Source organism: Stenotrophomonas sp. 169, assembly GCF_014621775.1.
Taxonomy (GTDB): domain Bacteria; phylum Pseudomonadota; class Gammaproteobacteria; order Xanthomonadales; family Xanthomonadaceae; genus Stenotrophomonas.
On the sequence record NZ_CP061204.1, the window covers coordinates 3,761,754 to 3,779,476 of the forward strand.

Sequence of the window (17,723 nt, forward strand, 5' to 3'; positions counted from 1 at the left end):
GCACGTTGAACATCTCCGGCCCCTTCATCCGGCGCCCGATCGGCACGGCCCTGCTGGCGATCGGCTTGTTCATCATCGGCCTGATCTGCTACCTGAAGCTGGGTGTGTCGGCGCTGCCGAACATCCAGATCCCGGTGATTTTCGTGCACGCCAACCAGGCCGGCGCCGATGCATCGACCATGGCCTCCACGGTCACCGCGCCACTGGAACGCCACCTGGGCCAGCTACCGGGCATCGACCGCATGCGCTCGTCGAGCTCGGAAGGCAGCTCACTGGTGTTCATGATCTTCCAGAGCGACGTCGACATCGATTCGGCCGCGCTGGATGTGCAGACCGCCATCAATTCAGCGCAGGCCGACCTGCCGTCCGGGCTGGGTTCGCCGATGTTCTCCAAGGCCAACCCGAACGACGATCCGGTCATCGCCATTGCGTTGACCTCTGAAACCCAGTCCGCCGACGATCTCTACAACGTGGCCGACTCGCTGCTGGCGCAACGCATCCGGCAGATCACCGGCGTGTCGTCGGTGGATATCGCCGGTGCCTCCACGCCTGCGGTGCGCGTAGACGTCAACCTTCGCCAGATGAACGCCCTCGGGCTGACGGCCGATGATCTGCGCAACGCCGTGCGCGCTGCCAATGTCACCTCGCCCACCGGCTTCCTGAGCGACGGCAACACCACCACCGCGATCATCGCCAACGATTCGGTGGCACGCGCCGCCGACTTCGCCAATCTGATCATCAAGACCGGCGAAGACGGCCGGGTGATCCGCCTGCAGGATGTCGCCAATGTGTACGACGGCCAGCAGGATGCGTACCAGGCCGCGTGGTTCAACCACAAACCCGCCGTGGTGATGTATGTGTTCACCCGTGCAGGGGCGAACATCGTGGAGACCGTGGACCGGGTAAAGGAGCAGATCCCCACGCTGCGCGATTACCTGCAGCCGGGCACCACGCTCACCCCATACTTCGACCGCACGCCGACCATCCGCGGGTCGCTGCATGAAGTGCAGATCACCCTGCTGATCGCACTGGCGATGGTGGTGTTGACGATGGCGCTGTTCCTGCGCCGGCTGGCCCCGACCCTGATCGCCGCTGTCACCGTGCCGTTGTCACTGGCCGGTGCGGCGTTGGTGATGTACGCCCTCGGCTTCACCTTGAACAACCTGAGCCTGCTGGCGCTGGTGATCGCCATCGGCTTCGTGGTCGATGATGCGATCGTGGTGATCGAGAACATCATGCGCCACCTGGACGAGGGCATGCCGCGCATGCAGGCCGCCTTCACCGGTGCACGCGAGATCGGCTTCACCATCGTCTCGATCACCGCCTCGCTGGTGGCGGTGTTCATTCCCCTGCTGTTCGCCAAGGGCATGATGGGCGCGTTCTTCCGCGAGTTCACCGTCACCCTGGTGGCGGCCATCGTGGTGTCGATGATCATCTCCCTCACCCTGACGCCCGCCCTGTGCAGCCGCTTCCTCGACCCGCACGCGGATGCGGGCACGCCGAGCCGCTTCGGCCGCTGGCTGGATGCCGGGCACGACCGCATGCTGCGGATCTACACCCGCATGCTGGACTTCTCGCTGCGCCACGCCCTGCTGCTGTCGCTCACCCCCCTGCTGTTGATCGCCGCCACGGTGTTCCTGTTCGGTGCGGTGAAGAAGGGCGCATTCCCGGCGCAGGACACCGGCTTGATCTGGGGCCGCGCGAACTCCAGCGCGACGGTGTCGTTCGAAGACATGGTCAACCGTCAGCGCCGCATCACCGACATGCTGATGGCCGACCCGGCGGTGAAGACCGTCGGCGTGCGCCTGGGCAGTGGCCGGCAGGGCTCAAGCGCGCAGTTCAACATCGAGCTGAAGGCCCGCAAGGACGGACGCCGCGAGACCACCGCGCAGGCGTTGGCACGGCTCAGCGCCAAGGCCGACCGCTACCCGGACCTGCAACTGCGCCTGCGTGCGATCCAGGATCTGCCCAGCGGCGACGGCGGTGGTTCAAGCCAGGGCGCGCAGTACCGCGTGTCGCTGCAGGGCAACGATCTGGCGCAACTGCAGGAATGGCTGCCCAAGCTGCAGGCCGTGCTGAAGAAGAACCCCAAGCTGGCCGACGTCGGCACCGACGTGGACGAGGCGGGACTGCGCCAGAACATCGTGATCGACCGCGCCAAGGCGGCACGCCTGGGCATTTCGGTGGGCGACATCGACGGCGCGCTGTACGGCGCGTTCGGCCAGCGCCAGATCTCCACGATCTACTCGGACATCAACCAATACAGCGTGGTGGTCAACGCCCTGCCGGAACAGACGGCAACGCCGGGTGCACTGGACCAGGTCTACGTGCGCGCAGGCAATGGCCAGATGGTGCCGATCACCGCCGTAGCCGAGCAGGTACCGGGGCTGGCGCCTTCGCAGATCACCCATGAAAACCAGTACACCACGATGGAGCTGAGCTACAACCTGGCGCCCGGTACCAGCATGGGCGAGGCGAAGGCAATCATCGACAGCACTGTTGCGGGCATGCGCATGCCCGGTGACATCCGGTTGGCCGAGGGCGGCGGTTTCAGCTTTGATTCGGACCCGATGGAAATGCTGGTGCTGGTGATCGCCGCCATCCTGACGGTGTACCTGGTGCTGGGCATGCTGTACGAAAGCCTGATCCACCCGGTGACGATCCTGTCCACCCTGCCCGCTGCGGGGGTGGGCGCATTGCTGGCGTTGTATGGCACCAACACCGAACTGTCGGTGATCTCGATGATCGCGCTGGTGTTGCTGATCGGTATCGTCAAGAAGAACGCGATCATGATGATCGACTTCGCCGTCGTCGCGCAGCGCGAGCACGGCAAAAGTGCGCTGGAAGCTGCCCGCGAAGCCAGCATCGTGCGCTTCCGCCCGATCATGATGACCAGCATGGTGGCGATCCTGGCCGCGGTACCGCTGGCGATCGGCATCGGCGAAGGCTCCGAACTGCGTCGCCCCCTGGGCATCGCCATGATCGGCGGCCTGCTGTTCTCGCAGAGCCTGACCCTGCTCAGCACCCCGGCGCTGTACGTGATCTTCTCGTGCCTGGCCCAACGCTGGCGCAGCTGGCGCACCCGCCGCCACGAGAAGAAGCAGCTCAAACGCGCCGCCCGCGCCTGAAAAAAGGGGACGGAGGGGATTAAGTCGCATTCGACCATAGGCGGCCGAATGCGACTTAATCCCCTCCGTCCCCTTTTTTCACGATAATGGAGGCTGCTTCTGTTGCTGGGTCCGCATGCCTGCCCGAGAATCCCGTCTGAGCCGCCTGTGGGCGCACGAGAAGGCCAGTTATGGCCTGCGGGTGTTCATCGCCCTGACCGCGGCGATGGCGGTGTGCTGGCATTTCGATGCGCTCACGGCGTTGCCCGGGGTGTTCCTGGGCATCATCGCCAGTGCGATCGCGGAGACGGATGACAACGCGTGGGGCCGCACCAAGGCCGTCGTGCTGTCACTGCTGTGCTTCTGCCTGGCCGCCGCGGCGGTGGTCTGGTTGTTCCCGGTACCGTGGCTGTTCATCAGTGCGCTGGCCCTGTCCACCTTCGGGCTGACCCTGCTGGGTGGCCTGGGTGAGCGCTATGCGTCGATCGCGCAAGCGACCGTGACGCTGGCCATCTACACGATGATCGGGCTCGAGCACCACGGTGCGCAGGACTGGCGCACGTCACTGGAGGCCGTCAGCCATCTGCTCGCAGGCGCCACGTGGTACGGCCTGCTGTCGATCCTGTGGACGGCATTGTTCGCCAACCGTCCGGTGCGCGAGCGCGTGGCCCGCTTGTATGTGGAACTGGGTCGTTACCTGCAGTTGAAGGCCACGCTGTTTGAGCCGGTACGCGAAGCCGACCTGCAACGGCGTCAGCTGGCGCTGGCCGAGCAGAACCGCCGTGTGGTGGATGCATTGAACGTCGCCAAGACCGCGATCCTGGCCCGCTTCGGACGCTCCGGCAGGCCGGCGGTGAACTCCGGCCTGTACCTGCGGCTGTACTACACCGCGCAGGATTTCCACGAGCGCGCCAGTTCATCGCACTACCCATACGGCGCGCTGGTGGATGCGTTTTTCCACAGTGATGTGCTGTACCGCTGCCAGCGCCTGCTGGACCTGCAGGGGCAAGCCTGCGCGCGACTGGGCGAAGCGATCCGCGTTCGCCGGCCCTTCGTGTACGGCGACAGCAACCAACAGGCAGCGCGCGATCTGGTGGATTCGCTGGCGTTCCTGCGTGGTCAGGATCGCCCGCAGTGGCGCCGCCTGCTGGCCTCGCTGGACCTGCTGGTGAACAACCTGCAGAGCATCGGCCGCCGCCTGCTGGATGCCGAAAACTCCGACGCCACCCTGGATAACGTCGACACCCGCCTGCGCGACAACAACCCCCACACGCTGCGCGAAATGGGCACGCGGCTGCGTCAGCAGCTGACACCCGGCTCGGTGCTGTTCCGCCATGGTCTGCGCATGGCGATCGCCCTGATCGTCGGCTTCGCTGCAATTTCCCTGTTCAACTTCCAGAACGGATCGTGGGTGCTGCTGACCATCGTGTTCGTCTGTCGGCCGAACTTCGGCGCCACCCGGCAGCGGCTGGCGCAACGCATCGCCGGCACGTTGGTCGGCCTGGTGCTGACGTGGGCCCTGCTGCAGCTGTTCCAGGACCTGCACAGCCAACTGCTGATTGCGCTGCTGTCCGCCCTGTTGTTCTTCTTCACCCGTACCGACCGCTACCTGATGGCCTCCGGTGCGATCACGGTGATGGCCCTGACCTGCTTCAACCTGATCGGTGACGGCTTCCTGCTGATCGTGCCGCGCATGGTCGATACGGTGCTGGGCTGCGCCATTGCCGCAGCCGCCGCGTTCCTGATCCTCCCCGACTGGCAGGGGCGCCAGCTCAACAAGGTGCTGGCGCGCGTCCTGGACAGTGCTGCGCGCTATCTGGAGGCCGTGCTGGGCCAGTACCGCAGCGGCATGCGCGATGACCTGGCCTACCGCATCGCACGCCGCGACATGCACAACGCGGATGCGGCCCTGTCCACGGCGCTGTCCAACATGCTGCGCGAGCCCGGCCATGTCCGCCGTAATCTGGATGCCAGTTTCCGGTTCCTTGCCCTGTCCAACACGCTGCTCGGGCATCTCTCGGCCTTGGGCGCACATCGCGATCAGGTGGACAGCTTCGCCCAGGACCCGCTGGCGTTGTCCGCCGGTGAGCGGGTCCAACAGGGGTTGCAGCAGCTGGCGCGTGCACTGGCCGAGCGCGAGCAGATCGGCGATGCGGACAATGAAAACGACCGCGCCATTGCCGAGCAGCTGGAGCAGTTCGACGATGCGATGCCGCCGAAGCTGCAGTTGATCCGCACGCAGGTAGCGTTGGCGTTGCGATTGCTGCCGAAGCTGCGGGCGGCAGCGAACGAGGCGGTGCGGGTGCCGGTGCGGTCGTGATCGGCGAACGGGTCGGGCCCCCCTCGCGGCTGTCGCAGATACAAGCTGGTGGCCGGGCGGTGGGACTGGGCGGGGGACGGCAAGGGCCGCATCCATGCGGGGTCCATGGGGGCCGCGAAACCTGTCGTGGCATGCGGATCGGTAGCGCCGAGCCGTGCTCGGCGGAATGTTTCCGCCAACGGCGCGCTGCGCTCGCCGACCATGGGTCGGCGCTACCGATGTAAACCCAGAGCCGCCATGAACCTGTCGAGGGTGGGGCGGGATGGGTTGGCGGGGGCGTTGAGTGCCATGGATGGCACGAAACGAGGCCCGCATGGATGCGGCCCTTGCCGTCCCCCGTCAACCCACCCCGCCCCGCCGGCACGCAGCCCTGTCGCCGCTGACGTTGACGTTGCACTTGCCTTCGTCCAGCCCGCCGCAGGCAAGCATCCGTTACGCGCCGGATGCTAGGCTTCCGCCGGTCCGAAGGGAGTTTCCATGTCAGGCCACAGCCAGTTCAACCTGCTCCGTCAGCGCCGCTTCCTGCCATTCTTCATCGTGCAGTCGCTCGGCGCATTCAATGACAACGTGTACCGCCAGGCCATCATCGGCCTGTTGTTCTATCTCGGCGTATCCGCCGACGAACGCTCGCTGTACACCACGCTGGCACCGGCCATCTTCATCCTGCCGTACTTCCTGTTCTCTGCGCTGGCCGGGCAGATCGCGGACAAGCTGGAGAAATCCCGCCTGATCGTGATCACCACCACCATGGAGATCCTGATCATGACGCTGGCCGCGGCCGGCTTCCTGACCCAGAGCATGCCGGTGCTGCTGGTGGCGCTGTTCTGCACGGGCCTGCAATCCACGCTGTTCGGTCCGGTCAAATATTCGGTACTGCCGTCGGTGTTGAAGCCGGAAGAGCTGACCGGTGGCAACGGGCTGGTTGAAATGGGCACCTCGATGTCGATCCTGACCGGCATGATCGTCGGGGGGTTGATCTTCACCCTTGCCGGCAGCCACGGCCCGGTGGTCGCCGCAACCGCAGTGATCGCCCTCGCCGTCTGCGGCAACCTGTGCGCGCGGATGATTCCCAAGGTGGATGCGGGCGATCCCACGCTGAAGATCAACTGGAATCCCCTTCCGGAGTCGTTGGCCGTGCTGCGCATGGCGAAGAAGCAGAAGGCCGTGCGCAACGCCATCCTCGGCGTGTCGTGGTTCTGGTTCGTCGGCACGGTGCTGACATCGCAGTTGCCGACCTATGCGGTCACCAACCTCGGTGGCGAGCCCACCCTGTACATCTTCGCCCTCGCGTTGTTCTCCGTCGGCACCGGTGTCGGTTCGCTGCTCTGCGAGAAGCTGTCCGGGCGACGGGTGGAGATCGGACTCGTTCCGCTGGGTGCCTTCGGCATGACCGCCTTCCTGCTCGACCTGTACTTCGCGCGGGCCGGTGAGGCCACGGCGGAAGGTCTGTCCGTCATCCAGTTCGTCCAGCAGGCCGGCAGTACCCGCATCATCATCGACCTGCTCGGCATCGGCCTGTTCACCGGCTTCTTCGTGGTGCCCTTGTTCGCACTGATCCAGAGCCGCACGCCGAAGTCGGAGATGTCGCGTGTATTCGCTGCCCTGAACATCCAGAACTCGGGTTTCATTGTCGCCGCGGCGGGCGTTGGGCTGGCGGCACATGCCGCGGGCATCACGATCCCGCAGCTGTTCCTGGCACTGGGCGTCGCCAATGCGCTGGTGGCGATCTACATCTTCACGATCGTGCCCGAGTTCCTGATGCGCTTCCTCAGCTGGTTGATGGTGCGCGTGCTGTATCGTCTGCGTCCGCACGGCATCGAGGCGAGCGTGCCGGACGAGGGCCCGGCGCTGATCGTCTGCAACCATGTCAGCTATCTGGATGCGCTCATTCTTTCGGCCAGCATCCCGCGGCCGGTGCGCTTCGTCATGTACTACCGCATTTTCAACATCCCGGTGATGAGCTGGATCTTCCGCACCGCCAAGACCATCCCGATTGCCGGTGCGAAGGAGGACCCTGCCCTGATGCAGCGCGCGTTCGACGAGATCGATGCGGCGCTCGCCGAAGGCGAACTGGTGTGCATCTTTCCGGAGGGTGCGCTGACCCGGGATGGCAACATGACGGCCTTCAAAAGTGGCGTGGAGAAGATCCTCAAGCGCCGTCCCGTACCGGTGGTGCCGATGGCGCTGCGCGGCATGTGGAGTAGCATGTGGAGCCGGCGCGACAGCCGCCTTGGCCGCATGCGCGTACCACGGCGGTTCCGCGCGACGATCGACGTCGCGGCCGCGTCTGCCGTGGATGGCGCAACGACCAACGCCGACCTGCTGGAAGCGCAGGTGCGGGCGCTCCGCGGGGACAACGCCTGAGCCATCGACGTGACGCCCCACCCTCGTGGTGGGTCTGTCCGCGACGGGATCGATGTAATCGGTTCCAGAAAACAGACCGAAGACGCATACACCTGTCGTTCATTGCTGTAGATTACCCAGCCACAGGGGGGCGCACCGGCACGCCGTTGATCCTGCCGGCCACCATGGAACGGAGTCTCGCTCTTGAATCACCCACCACCGCTGGGCACCTCGTCAGTCTTCGTCCCGAACCATCTGGTCTGGGCGATCCTGTCGACGCTTTTCTGCTGCCTGCCGTTGGGCGTGGTGTCGATCGTCTATGCCGCCCAGGTCGATGGTCGCCGCGCTGCGGGCGACCTCGTGGGCGCACACGACGCATCGCGCAGGGCGGGATGGTGGGCAGTAGCCTCGGCTGCTGCGCTGCCGGTCCTGTTGCTGTTGTGGTTCGGACTGTTCGGCGGCATCGCTGCGCTGGGCGCCCTCTCCGGTAACTGAGTCACCACCCACCATCCCAAGGAGCTTATGCAATGAATGCAGTCAACCCGCAGATCCCGAACCACCTCGTCTGGGCGATCCTGACCACCCTCTTCTGCTGCATGCCGCTGGGCATCGTGTCGATCGTCTTTGCCGCGCAGGTCAACGGCAAGATTGCTGCCGGCGACATCGTCGGTGCACGCGAAGCCTCGGACAAGGCGAAGAAGTTCGCGATGTGGGCTGCCATCGCCGGCGTCGTCGTGCTGGTGCTGTACGCGATCTTCGTGGTTGCCCTCGGCGGCATGGGCGCGCTGAGCAACAGCGGCTACTAAGCGGATCGACGGGGTCCGGCACATGCCGGATCCCGTTCCCTGCACGAGCGATGCCGTTGCCTGTCCTACCACCGTCTCTGCAACGCTGGCTGCCGCTGGGCACGGCCGTTGCGCTGGCGGCTGGCGCTGCCGTCGTGTTGCACCACGTCAACCCCTATGCCGATGGCAATCCTCTGCCCTCGTGCCCGCTCTACGCGCTGACCGGCCTGTACTGCCCCGGCTGCGGTAGCACGCGCTGCCTCTACTCGCTGGTCCACGGCGACCTCGCCGGCGCGATGGCCATGAATCCGCTGTTGGTGATCAGTCTGCCGTTCCTGCTGCTGATGCTGCTCAATGGGGCCGGCGTGCGCATGCGCGTGCTTGATCCGCTGATACGGATGCTGGCCAATCCGATGATGTGGCTTGTGCTGCTGCTGGGGTATGCGGTGCTGCGCAACCTGCCGTCGGCACCGTTCATGGCGCTTGCGCCCGGGTGAGCCGGATGCACCGGTCCCCCGGTAGAGCCGACTTCAGTCGGCTGATTGGACAGCCACAGCAGGATTCCCTGGTAGAGCCGACTTCAGTCGGCTGATTGGACAGCCAGCCGACTGAAGTCGGCTCTACCCTTGTTTGTCAGGTTATCCAGCCGGCGATCACCAGCAGCGCCAGCACGGCCAGCCACAGCAGCAGCATCCGCCAGACCAGGCTCATGGCGTCGCGTAGTTCGGGCAGACGCTGCCAGACGGGCAGCAGGCCCATATCGGTGTAATCGTGGGCCTCTTCGCGCAGCTCGGCACTGACACTGGCGCGCGCCACGGCGCCGAGGAACCCCACATCGCGCCGCCAGCGCTCGCCATGTGCCTGACGCCATGCGGTCCACGCCGTGTCGAAGTTGCCCACCAACGCCATCGACAGCGACATCACCTGTGCGACCGGCCATTCAAGCCAGCCCAGGACGCGCTGCGCCACGTCCAAGGTGTCCGGCGGCACCCGTGCGCGCATCGGGCTGATGGCCATCAGCGCCAACAGGCGATACCCCAACGCACCGGCCGGGCCCAGCAACAGGAACCAGAACAGCACCGCGAACCAGCGACGCAGGGCGTTGTACACCGTGGCGTCCACCAGCGAAGGCACATCGTCGCGCAGGCTGCCGCCCGCCGACTGCAGGTTCTGCAAGGCGGCGTGACGCACGGCGGCCTCATCGGCATCGATGATCGTCTCGACATCACGATCCAGATCACGCGGCCCCCAGCACCAGCACAGCACCGCGATGCCCAGCAGCAGCGCGGGCAGTCCATACAGCCGGTCATGCAGCCACCAGGCCAGAAGGGCCAGCAGCAGCACGGGCGGCACGACGGCCAATGCCACGCCGGCCGGGCCGGGCCATGCCGGTCCCGCATGCGCACCCAGCCATGTCAGCCAGTGGCGGAAGCCTTCAAAGCGCCGCAGCCGTGACGCAAACGCGGGGACCACATGGCCCAGGGCCAACGCGACCAGTACGGCAACCAGCGTGGTGAACATGCGACGCTCCTAGGGCTGCTGGCGGTACCAGTGCTCGATCAGGCTGCGCGAGATCGAGATCGGGGGTGACAGGCGGATGCCGTCACCGTCATCGTGCACGTCGCGGGCGATCGCGGCACCGACCTCTTCCTTGCTGAACCAACGTGCGTCTTCCAGCTCACCGTCCACTTCCGGCGCGTCATCCTCGGCCTGTGCGCTGAAGCCCACCATCAGCGCACCCGGGAACGGCCACGGCTGGGTGCCGAGATACTGGCACGCCGATACCCTGACCTTGCTCTCTTCGAAGACTTCGCGCACCACGGTCTGTTCCAGCGATTCGCCCGGCTCGACGAAACCGGCCAGTACCGAATAGCGCCGCGGCGCCCAGCTCGCCTGGCGACCCAGCAGCAGGCGGCCGCGGTTCTGCACGGCGACGATCACTGCCGGGTCCACGCGCGGGTAATGCTCCACCGCGCATTGCTGGCAGCGGCCGACGAAGCCCCCCCGTTCGAAACGCACTTCGCCACCACAGACACCGCAGAAGCGATTGCGCGAATGCCAGTACGACATGCCGCGCGCGTAACTGAAGGCGGTCGCATCCCCCATCGACCACGACAGCGCAGCCTGGCGCAGGTCCATGCGCCCCGGTGCGGTCACATCCAGCGCCGCCGCTTCTACCGAAAACCACGCCTGCGCACCACGCAGGCCAAGGAAGATGGCCGTCCCGGGACCACCGCCCAGATCGGCACCGGTCAGCGGCAACGGCTGGTCGTCAGCGCCGGTGAACGCCGTGCCGTCGCGGTCCAGGATCAGGATGCGTGCATCGGGCCAAAGACGCGCAAGGGCATCGGCATCGGCACGCAGGGCATCAGCGCGCTCCAGCGGCTCATCGACAAAGGAAAAACCGGACAGCGGCGAGAGATGGGTAGGCATCTGCCAAGCCTGAACGCATGGGCTGCGGCTGGCAAGTCGCGGCAGCGCATTTACGCGCCGCCCCGTGCCCTTACATGCTGAAACTACTACCGCAGCCGCAGGTGGTCTTCGCATTCGGATTGCGGATCACGAACTGCGCGCCGGTCAGGCTCTCGGTGTAATCAACCTCGGCGCCCATCAGGTACTGCAGGCTCAGCGGATCCACCAGCAGGGTGACGCCGCTGGTCTGCACGGCCAGGTCATCCTCGGCGCGGTTCTCATCGAACTCGAACCCGTACTGGAAACCGGAGCAGCCACCGCCCTGGATATAGACGCGCAGCGCCAGATCGGCATTGCCTTCGTCCTGGACGAGCTCGCGCACTTTCGCCGCAGCGGACTCGGTGAAGTTCAACGGGCGGTCGAGGGACTGATAGCCCGGCGCTGCAGCGGCAGTGCCGGGTAGGGAGATCAACGTGCTCATGGCTTCAGCATGGGGCCGCGGGGGTCGGCTTTCAAGCCATGGCCTCGGCCAGCTTGCGGCGGGCAGCGGTGTCGCCCTTGCCGGATGCGGCCTCATCCTTGCCGGTTTCCGGCGGCGGCAGCGCGGCCATCGGGGCGCTGGAATGGATCAGCCGACCGTTCAGCTGGGCACCCGCCGCCATTTCCACGACCTGATAGTGCACATTGCCGTTCACCCGCGCGCTCGGGGTCAGCTCGACGCGCTCGGTCGCATGCACGTCACCGTCCATCCGGCCGCTGATCACCACCACCTGGGCACGGATCTCGCCTTCGACGACCCCGTTCTCGGCCAGCGTGAGATTGGCGGCGCTGGCGCCTTCCTGTGCGATCACCTTGCCGTGGATACGCCCTTCCACATACAGGCCACCACTGAATTCCACATCACCGCGGATCACCACCTGGCTGCCGATCAATGCATCGACGACCAACTGCCCATCACGGCTGGATTTGCTGCTTCCAAACATTGTCCTACTCCCCGTTCGTGGCCGGTGCACCGGCCTGTTTCCAGTCGAATACCTGCGTGGAACCCCCCGTTCCACTACCCAGTGTGACCTTCACCCGTTGCGGGGTGAAGTCCGACGGCAGGATGACGCTGCCGCTCAACTGCTGGAAGTACCGGAAGGAATACTCCTGTCCGGGCACTTTGCTGCGCTGGTGCAGGTCATCCCAGCTGACCGTGGCCAGACGTCCATTCTTGACGCCTTCCACGGTAAAACGCATCTGACCCTGGCTGATAGCGCCCCGGTTGAGGTTCTGGGTCAGCACCACCGTGTACTGATACGTACCGGCCGCTTCGGAGCGGAACTCGATGGAATGCGTATTGAGTCCCTTGCGCTGGCTGGTGGCCCCCACCAGGCGCTCGTAGAAGGCCACATCGGCGCGCAGGCCCGCGATTTCCTCGTCGCGCTCGGCCAGCGATGCCTGCACTTCGTTGTTGGCGGCACGGCTGATCCGATCGGAGGCTTCCAGCGTGGCTTGGCGCTGGCGCAGTTCCACCAACTCCTGCTGCAAGGCATCGGCACGTTTCTGCGTCCCTTGCAGGGTGTCACCGACCTCACCACCGGGGCGGCCCAGCCAGAAACCCAGCAGGCCGACGAGCAGCAGCACGGCAACGCCGACCGCCACGAGCAGCCACGGACGGCGGGGACCCGGGGCGGCATGGCCCGGCAGGCGGATCTGGACGCGCGAAGGCGGTCGATGGTTCATGGCAGGTCTCCGGGGCTGCGCGCTGCGCAGGGCAGGCACGGCGTCAGGCAGTCAGTCGCGCCTATTGTAGTTCAGGACGCAGGCAGCGCTCCGCCCGTGCCGACTGCCCGCCTGTGGCATTCAGCGACGCCTTCGCTGATAGTGCAGCCTTCCGGCGAGCGGCCCCTTCGGGGTGGCCAGCCGCCGCTCTGACCGAGCTTTCCTTTGGAGCCTGTGCCATGACCGACGCCCACTTGTTCGTGATCGGGATCCTGCTGGCCTGGCTGGCTGGCATCCGCGTCTACCTGACCGTATTCGGCGTTGGCCTGGCCGGGCTGCTGGGCTGGGTCGACCTGCCGCCGGCGCTGCAGGCCACCGAATCGTACTGGGTGCTCGGCACGTCCGCCGTCCTGGCCGTCGCCGAATTCTTCGCCGACAAGATTCCCGGCGTGGATTCGGCCTGGGACCTGCTGCAGACGCTGGCGCGGGTGCCTGCTGGCGCATTCCTCGCCGCAGCCACCTTGTCGCCGGATGGCGACCTCGGTAACGGCACCCTGCTTGCGGGCGCAGCGGTGGCGTTGACCAGCCATGGCCTCAAAGCCGGCACCCGCGCCTTGTTGAACACCTCGCCGGAGCCCGCCAGCAACTGGGTCGCTTCGGCGGCCGAAGACACCCTTGTCGTCGGCGGTCTGGCACTGGCCTTGGCCCATCCCTGGCTGGCATTGATCGTGGTGCTGGCCTGCAGCCTGGCCGGTGCCCTGGCGGTGTGGCTGGTCTGGCGCGCCTTGTGGAAGGGTGTACGTTGGTTGACGGGCGGGCATCGCGATATCTCGCGCACAGGCCCTGCCGCATAATCCCCCTACCTTCGACGCTGCCGACTTCGTGAACGATCCCAATTCCCCACGCAACGCACGTGCTGAAACCCCACCGGCCGATCATTGGCAGCGCTGGGCGTCGGCGCCGGTCGAGCCGACCGCCCTCGCCGACAACGTGGTCGCGCTTCCTGCAGCCACCCCGCCGCCGTTGCCCGCCGCCATGGATGCCCAGGCCGGCGTGCCGTCCGATCTGCTGCCCAGTGACGCGCCTTACCGTGTGCTGGTCGTCGAAGATGACCGCGCGCAGGCGCTGTTCGCGCAAAGCGTGCTTCATGGCGCAGGCATGGAAGCGGTGGTCGTCGGCGATGCGGAAAGCGTGCAGCCCGCGATCCACGAGCATGCACCGGACCTGATCCTGATGGACCTGCACCTGCCTGGCCTGGACGGCATGCGCCTGACGGCGATGATCCGCCAGATGCCGGGCATGCAGATGCTGCCCATCGTGTTCCTGAGCGGTGACCCGGACCCGGAGCGCCAGTTCGAAGTGCTCGACAGCGGCGCAGACGACTACCTGAGCAAGCCGATCCGTCCACGTCACCTGATTGCGGCGGTGTCCAACCGCATCCGCCGCGCGCGCGCGCAGGCGGCCAGCGCATCGGGCGAGCGTGGCGGACCGCTGCTGAACAATCCGGAGACCGGCCTGCCGACGCGCCACCACCTGCTGCAGCAGTTGGCCGCCGCACTGTCCCACCGTGATCACGGCGGCGTGTTCTTCATCGAGATCGCCAGCGCGCTGGGCCTGCGCGAACGCTATGGCTACGCCGCATTCGAGCGCCTGATGGTGCAGGCAGGGCAACGCTTGGCAGAAGCCGCGCAGCCGTACCTGCTGGCCCGGCTGAACGACAACAGTTTCCTGGCCCTGGCGCGCGGCATCGACGAAGAGCAGCTGGACGCCACCGCGAAGACTCTGCGCGAACAGCTTTCCGCGCGCGCCTTCGTGATACGCGATGAAGAATCGGTGCACCTGCGCGGGGTGATCGGCTTTGCGCCGTTGTCGCCGGGCTTTGCCGATGTCGGCAGCGCGCTGGAAGCCATCGAGCGCACCACCTTGCAGGCCCGCCTGCTCACGGCCGGCGTTGCCGGTCACGTGCCGCATGTCGAGGCCAGCAGTGATGAGCATCTGGCCATGCTGGACGGGCAGCTGGAGTTGGCCTACCAGCCGATCGTCGCCGTCGCCGGCGGCGGCAACGCGCAGTACCAGGTGCTGCTGCGGCTGCGCCAGGCCGATGGCAGCGTGCTGACCGCCGGCCAGGTGATCCCGGCTGCCGAAGCCGCCGGGCGCATCGCCGATCTGGACCAGCAGGTCATGGACCACGCGCTGGGCCTGCTGGACCACTATCGCCACGCATCACCGCCGCTGCACTTGTTCGTGTCGCAGTCGCTGCGCACGCTCGCCCGCGATGCCTTCGCCGACTGGCTGCTGGAATCGCTGCAGCAGCGCCGCCTGGAAGGCAGTGCGCTGGTGATCGACGTGCGCCTGCCCGATGCCCTGATCCACACCGTGACACTGCAGCAGTTCTGCGCGCGGGTAGCCACGCTGGGCGTGCGCTTCTGCCTCAGCCAGTTCGAACCCAGCGCGGAGGCCAATGCCCTGCTGACCCAGTTGCCGCTGGCCTTCGTACGCATGGCGGCACGCTTCTCCAGCAGCCATGCCAATCCGCAGACCCGCGACGAGATGCGCAGTGCCATCGAAGCGGCGCACCGGGCCAACCTGCAGATCATCGGCCAGCAGATCGAAGATCCGCAGGCGGCCGCCGCCATGTGGGTAGGCGGTGTCGACTTCATCCAGGGCAACATGGTGCAGTCCGCTGGCAGCGACCTGGATTTCGACTTCCTCAACGCGGTGCTGTAACCGATGGCCCAGGGGCGGGGCACATCAAGCTGGTGGCCGGCCATGGGGGTCGCACTGGCGACCGTGGCACTGGCGATAGCGGCCGCGCTGGAGCTCGCCGGGCCGTGGCCCTGGCTGGCCGCGCTTTCCGCAGCGGCGGCGGTGACCCTGTTCTTCCTGCATGGGCAGCGGCTCGCCGCGCGCCACGAACGCGCACGCGAGCGCGACCTTCGACTGACCGATCTGCAACAGCAGCGTGACCACCTGCAGCGGCTGCATGACCAGCAGGGACAGCTGGAACAACAACTGCTGCTGGCCAAGCAGGCTGCCGAAGCCGCCGCGTTGGCGAAGGGCGAGTTCCTTGCCACGATGAGCCATGAAATCCGCACGCCGTTGAACGGCATCATCCCGATGCTCGACCTGATCGGGCGCGGGCAGCTGGAGGCCGAACAACGGCAGATGCTGGCGACGGCGGCGTTCAGTTCGCAGCAGCTGCTACGCATCGTCGATGACATCCTGGACCACTCCCGCCTGGAGGCCAACGCGCTGGAACTGGAGGACACCACCTTCAACCTGCGTGACCTGCTCGAGGGCGTGGTGCAGCTGATGCAACGCGCTGCCGAGGCCAAAGGCCTGCGGATCGAGCTGGAGATCGACCCTTCGGTGCGTTTGTCCGTGCGCGGCGATCCGGTCCGCCTGCGGCAGGTGCTGGGCAACCTGCTGGGCAATGCCATCAAGTTCACCGCGCGCGGCAAGATAAGCGTCAAGGTGCGACGGCTGGGCGAGACCGTGCGGCGCCATGCGCTGCGCTTCGAAGTAGTGGACACCGGCATCGGTATCGCCCCGGAGCAGCAACCGCGGCTGTTCCAGTCCTTCAGCCAAGCCGATGCGTCCACCACCCGCATGTACGGTGGCACAGGGCTGGGCCTTGCAATCTGCCGACGCATCATCGAACTGATGCAAGGGACGATCGGCGTGCAATCGCAGCCCGGCCAGGGCGCCACGTTCTGGTTTGAAATACCCCTGTCAAAAGCGGCCGGCGACACGGGCAACGGGTACGGTCCGGAGCTGGGCCACCTGCTGCTGTTGAGTCAGGACCCCGCATTGCAGCAGCGCGTACACCGCGTGGGGGCGCAGCATGGATTGCAGGTGCAGACGGTCACTACCCTGGCCGAAGCGCTTGAGCCGCTGCGCGCCGCGACGCGGCCGCTGGCATGGCTGGTGGTGGATGGGCGCCTGCTGCGCAACGGCGACGCCTCCCTGCAGCGGGCCTTGGCGGAGCGCGGCGACGACGCGCCGCAGGTGCTATGGCTGCAGCTCGGCAACGCCGCGTCACGCAACGGCCAGCACTGGCTGGATGAACTGGTCAGCGACAGCACCCTGCATGCCCTGTTGGTGCCGGTACGCGCCTCGGCACGGCCTGCGCCGCTGCTGGGCGAGGCGTCGCTGCGCCCACTGACGAAAGCCCCGACAACGCCGCTTGGCCTGCGCCTGCTGCTGGTTGAGGACAACGGCGTCAACCTGCTGGTCGCTCAACGCGTGCTGGAGGTCCTGGGGTGCACGGTGCGCACGGCAGTGGACGGGGAGCTGGCACTGCAGGAACTGCATGCCGGCGGCGTGGACGTCGTGCTGATGGACTGCCAGATGCCGGTGTTGGACGGCTATGCGGCAACCCAACGCTGGCGGGCACACGAAGCCGCCCATCACCTGCCCCGGCTGCCCATCATCGCGATGACCGCCAATGCCATGGCCGGTGATCGCGAACGCTGCCTGCAGGCTGGCATGGACGACTACGTGTCCAAGCCCGTGGAAATGCGGCTGTTGCGCGGCATGCTGGAACGCTGGGGCCACCCGGAGACCGGTGCCGTCGCAGCAGACCCGAGGGCCGATGCATTGGCCGAGACACTGTCAGCCAGTGACGCGGACACCGCGCAGCCCGCGCTGGACCCCTCGGTACTGGATGAGCTGCATGAGGTGATTGGTGACAGCACGCAGGCGATCATCACCGCGTTCCTGGATGACACGCCAGCGCTGGTGCAGCACCTGCAGGACGCCGCCCAGGCCAGCGATACCGAGCGCCTGCGCGGACTTGCCCACAGCCTGAAGTCATCCAGCGCGAATGTCGGCGCACTGGCGTTGTCGACCGCCGCACGTCGCATTGAACTGGAAGCCCGCGCAGAGAGCCTCGAGAAGCCGACCATTGCGGCGGCGCGGGTAGTGGCCGAGTTTGCCCGCGCGCGGATCGCGCTGGCGGGTTGGCGTCCAGCGCGCTGACACAGATGCCGCCGAGCGTGGCTCGGCGCTACGGCGCGCGCGGACGCATGCATCTGCTTCTGTAGCGCCGAG

General features: G+C 66.5%; 14 protein-coding genes. 9 read left to right on the forward strand and 5 right to left on the reverse strand.

Going from position 1 to position 17,723, the window contains the following annotated elements:
- Positions 1 to 5: 5 nt before the first annotated feature.
- From ICJ04_RS16415 to ICJ04_RS16440, 6 genes are all read left to right on the forward strand, one after another.
- Complete coding sequence (locus ICJ04_RS16415) at positions 6 to 3,128, forward strand: efflux RND transporter permease subunit (protein WP_188325237.1); 3,123 nt, start codon at positions 6 to 8, stop codon at positions 3,126 to 3,128.
- A gap of 115 nt (positions 3,129 to 3,243) precedes the next feature.
- A complete protein-coding gene (gene yccS, locus ICJ04_RS16420) occupies positions 3,244 to 5,427 on the forward strand; it encodes a YccS family putative transporter (protein ID WP_188325238.1) in 2,184 nt (727 codons plus the stop codon).
- A 477-nt stretch (positions 5,428 to 5,904) separates the two neighbouring features.
- Positions 5,905 to 7,791 (forward strand): MFS transporter, encoded by a 1,887-nt coding sequence (locus ICJ04_RS16425; RefSeq protein WP_188325239.1) that lies wholly within the window; start codon positions 5,905 to 5,907, stop codon positions 7,789 to 7,791.
- Between the two features lie 183 nt (positions 7,792 to 7,974).
- Entirely contained in the window at positions 7,975 to 8,265 is a 291-nt protein-coding gene (locus ICJ04_RS16430; RefSeq protein WP_188325240.1) for a CD225/dispanin family protein, read from the forward strand.
- A gap of 32 nt (positions 8,266 to 8,297) precedes the next feature.
- On the forward strand, positions 8,298 to 8,576 hold the full coding sequence (locus ICJ04_RS16435) for a CD225/dispanin family protein (protein ID WP_188325241.1): 279 nt from the start codon (positions 8,298 to 8,300) through the stop codon (positions 8,574 to 8,576).
- Positions 8,577 to 8,626: 50 nt separating this feature from the next.
- Positions 8,627 to 9,052: a DUF2752 domain-containing protein gene (locus tag ICJ04_RS16440; RefSeq protein WP_188325242.1), complete on the forward strand. Its 426-nt coding sequence runs from the start codon at positions 8,627 to 8,629 to the stop codon at positions 9,050 to 9,052.
- A gap of 136 nt (positions 9,053 to 9,188) precedes the next feature.
- Here the strand turns inward: ICJ04_RS16440 and ampE are convergent, their stop codons facing one another.
- From ampE to ICJ04_RS16465, 5 genes are all read right to left on the reverse strand, one after another.
- Positions 9,189 to 10,076 carry a regulatory signaling modulator protein AmpE gene (gene ampE / locus ICJ04_RS16445; protein ID WP_188325243.1) on the reverse strand — a complete coding sequence of 296 codons (888 nt, stop codon included), beginning with the start codon at positions 10,074 to 10,076 and terminating at the stop codon, positions 9,189 to 9,191.
- Between the two features lie 9 nt (positions 10,077 to 10,085).
- The gene (gene nudC, locus ICJ04_RS16450) at positions 10,086 to 10,988 is read right to left on the reverse strand and encodes an NAD(+) diphosphatase (RefSeq protein ID WP_188325244.1); all 903 of its coding nucleotides are present in this window, start codon (positions 10,986 to 10,988) and stop codon (positions 10,086 to 10,088) included.
- Positions 10,989 to 11,058: 70 nt separating this feature from the next.
- The gene (erpA, locus tag ICJ04_RS16455; protein WP_188325245.1) at positions 11,059 to 11,448 is read right to left on the reverse strand and encodes an iron-sulfur cluster insertion protein ErpA; all 390 of its coding nucleotides are present in this window, start codon (positions 11,446 to 11,448) and stop codon (positions 11,059 to 11,061) included.
- A 31-nt stretch (positions 11,449 to 11,479) separates the two neighbouring features.
- Positions 11,480 to 11,950: a polymer-forming cytoskeletal protein gene (locus ICJ04_RS16460; protein ID WP_188325246.1), complete on the reverse strand. Its 471-nt coding sequence runs from the start codon at positions 11,948 to 11,950 to the stop codon at positions 11,480 to 11,482.
- Between the two features lie 4 nt (positions 11,951 to 11,954).
- The gene (locus tag ICJ04_RS16465) at positions 11,955 to 12,692 is read right to left on the reverse strand and encodes a DUF6776 family protein (RefSeq protein ID WP_188325247.1); all 738 of its coding nucleotides are present in this window, start codon (positions 12,690 to 12,692) and stop codon (positions 11,955 to 11,957) included.
- 218 nt (positions 12,693 to 12,910) lie between these two features.
- On the opposite strand from ICJ04_RS16465, the gene ICJ04_RS16470 reads away from it, so the two are divergent.
- Genes ICJ04_RS16470 through ICJ04_RS16480 form a run of 3 tightly spaced genes read left to right on the forward strand, consistent with a single transcriptional unit; the run spans position 12,911 to position 17,651 of the window.
- The gene (locus tag ICJ04_RS16470; protein ID WP_188325248.1) at positions 12,911 to 13,525 is read left to right on the forward strand and encodes a DUF4126 domain-containing protein; all 615 of its coding nucleotides are present in this window, start codon (positions 12,911 to 12,913) and stop codon (positions 13,523 to 13,525) included.
- A gap of 28 nt (positions 13,526 to 13,553) precedes the next feature.
- On the forward strand, positions 13,554 to 15,398 hold the full coding sequence (locus tag ICJ04_RS16475; RefSeq protein ID WP_188325249.1) for an EAL domain-containing protein: 1,845 nt from the start codon (positions 13,554 to 13,556) through the stop codon (positions 15,396 to 15,398).
- A gap of 42 nt (positions 15,399 to 15,440) precedes the next feature.
- On the forward strand, positions 15,441 to 17,651 hold the full coding sequence (locus ICJ04_RS16480) for a hybrid sensor histidine kinase/response regulator (RefSeq protein ID WP_188325250.1): 2,211 nt from the start codon (positions 15,441 to 15,443) through the stop codon (positions 17,649 to 17,651).
- Positions 17,652 to 17,723 lie beyond the last annotated feature (72 nt).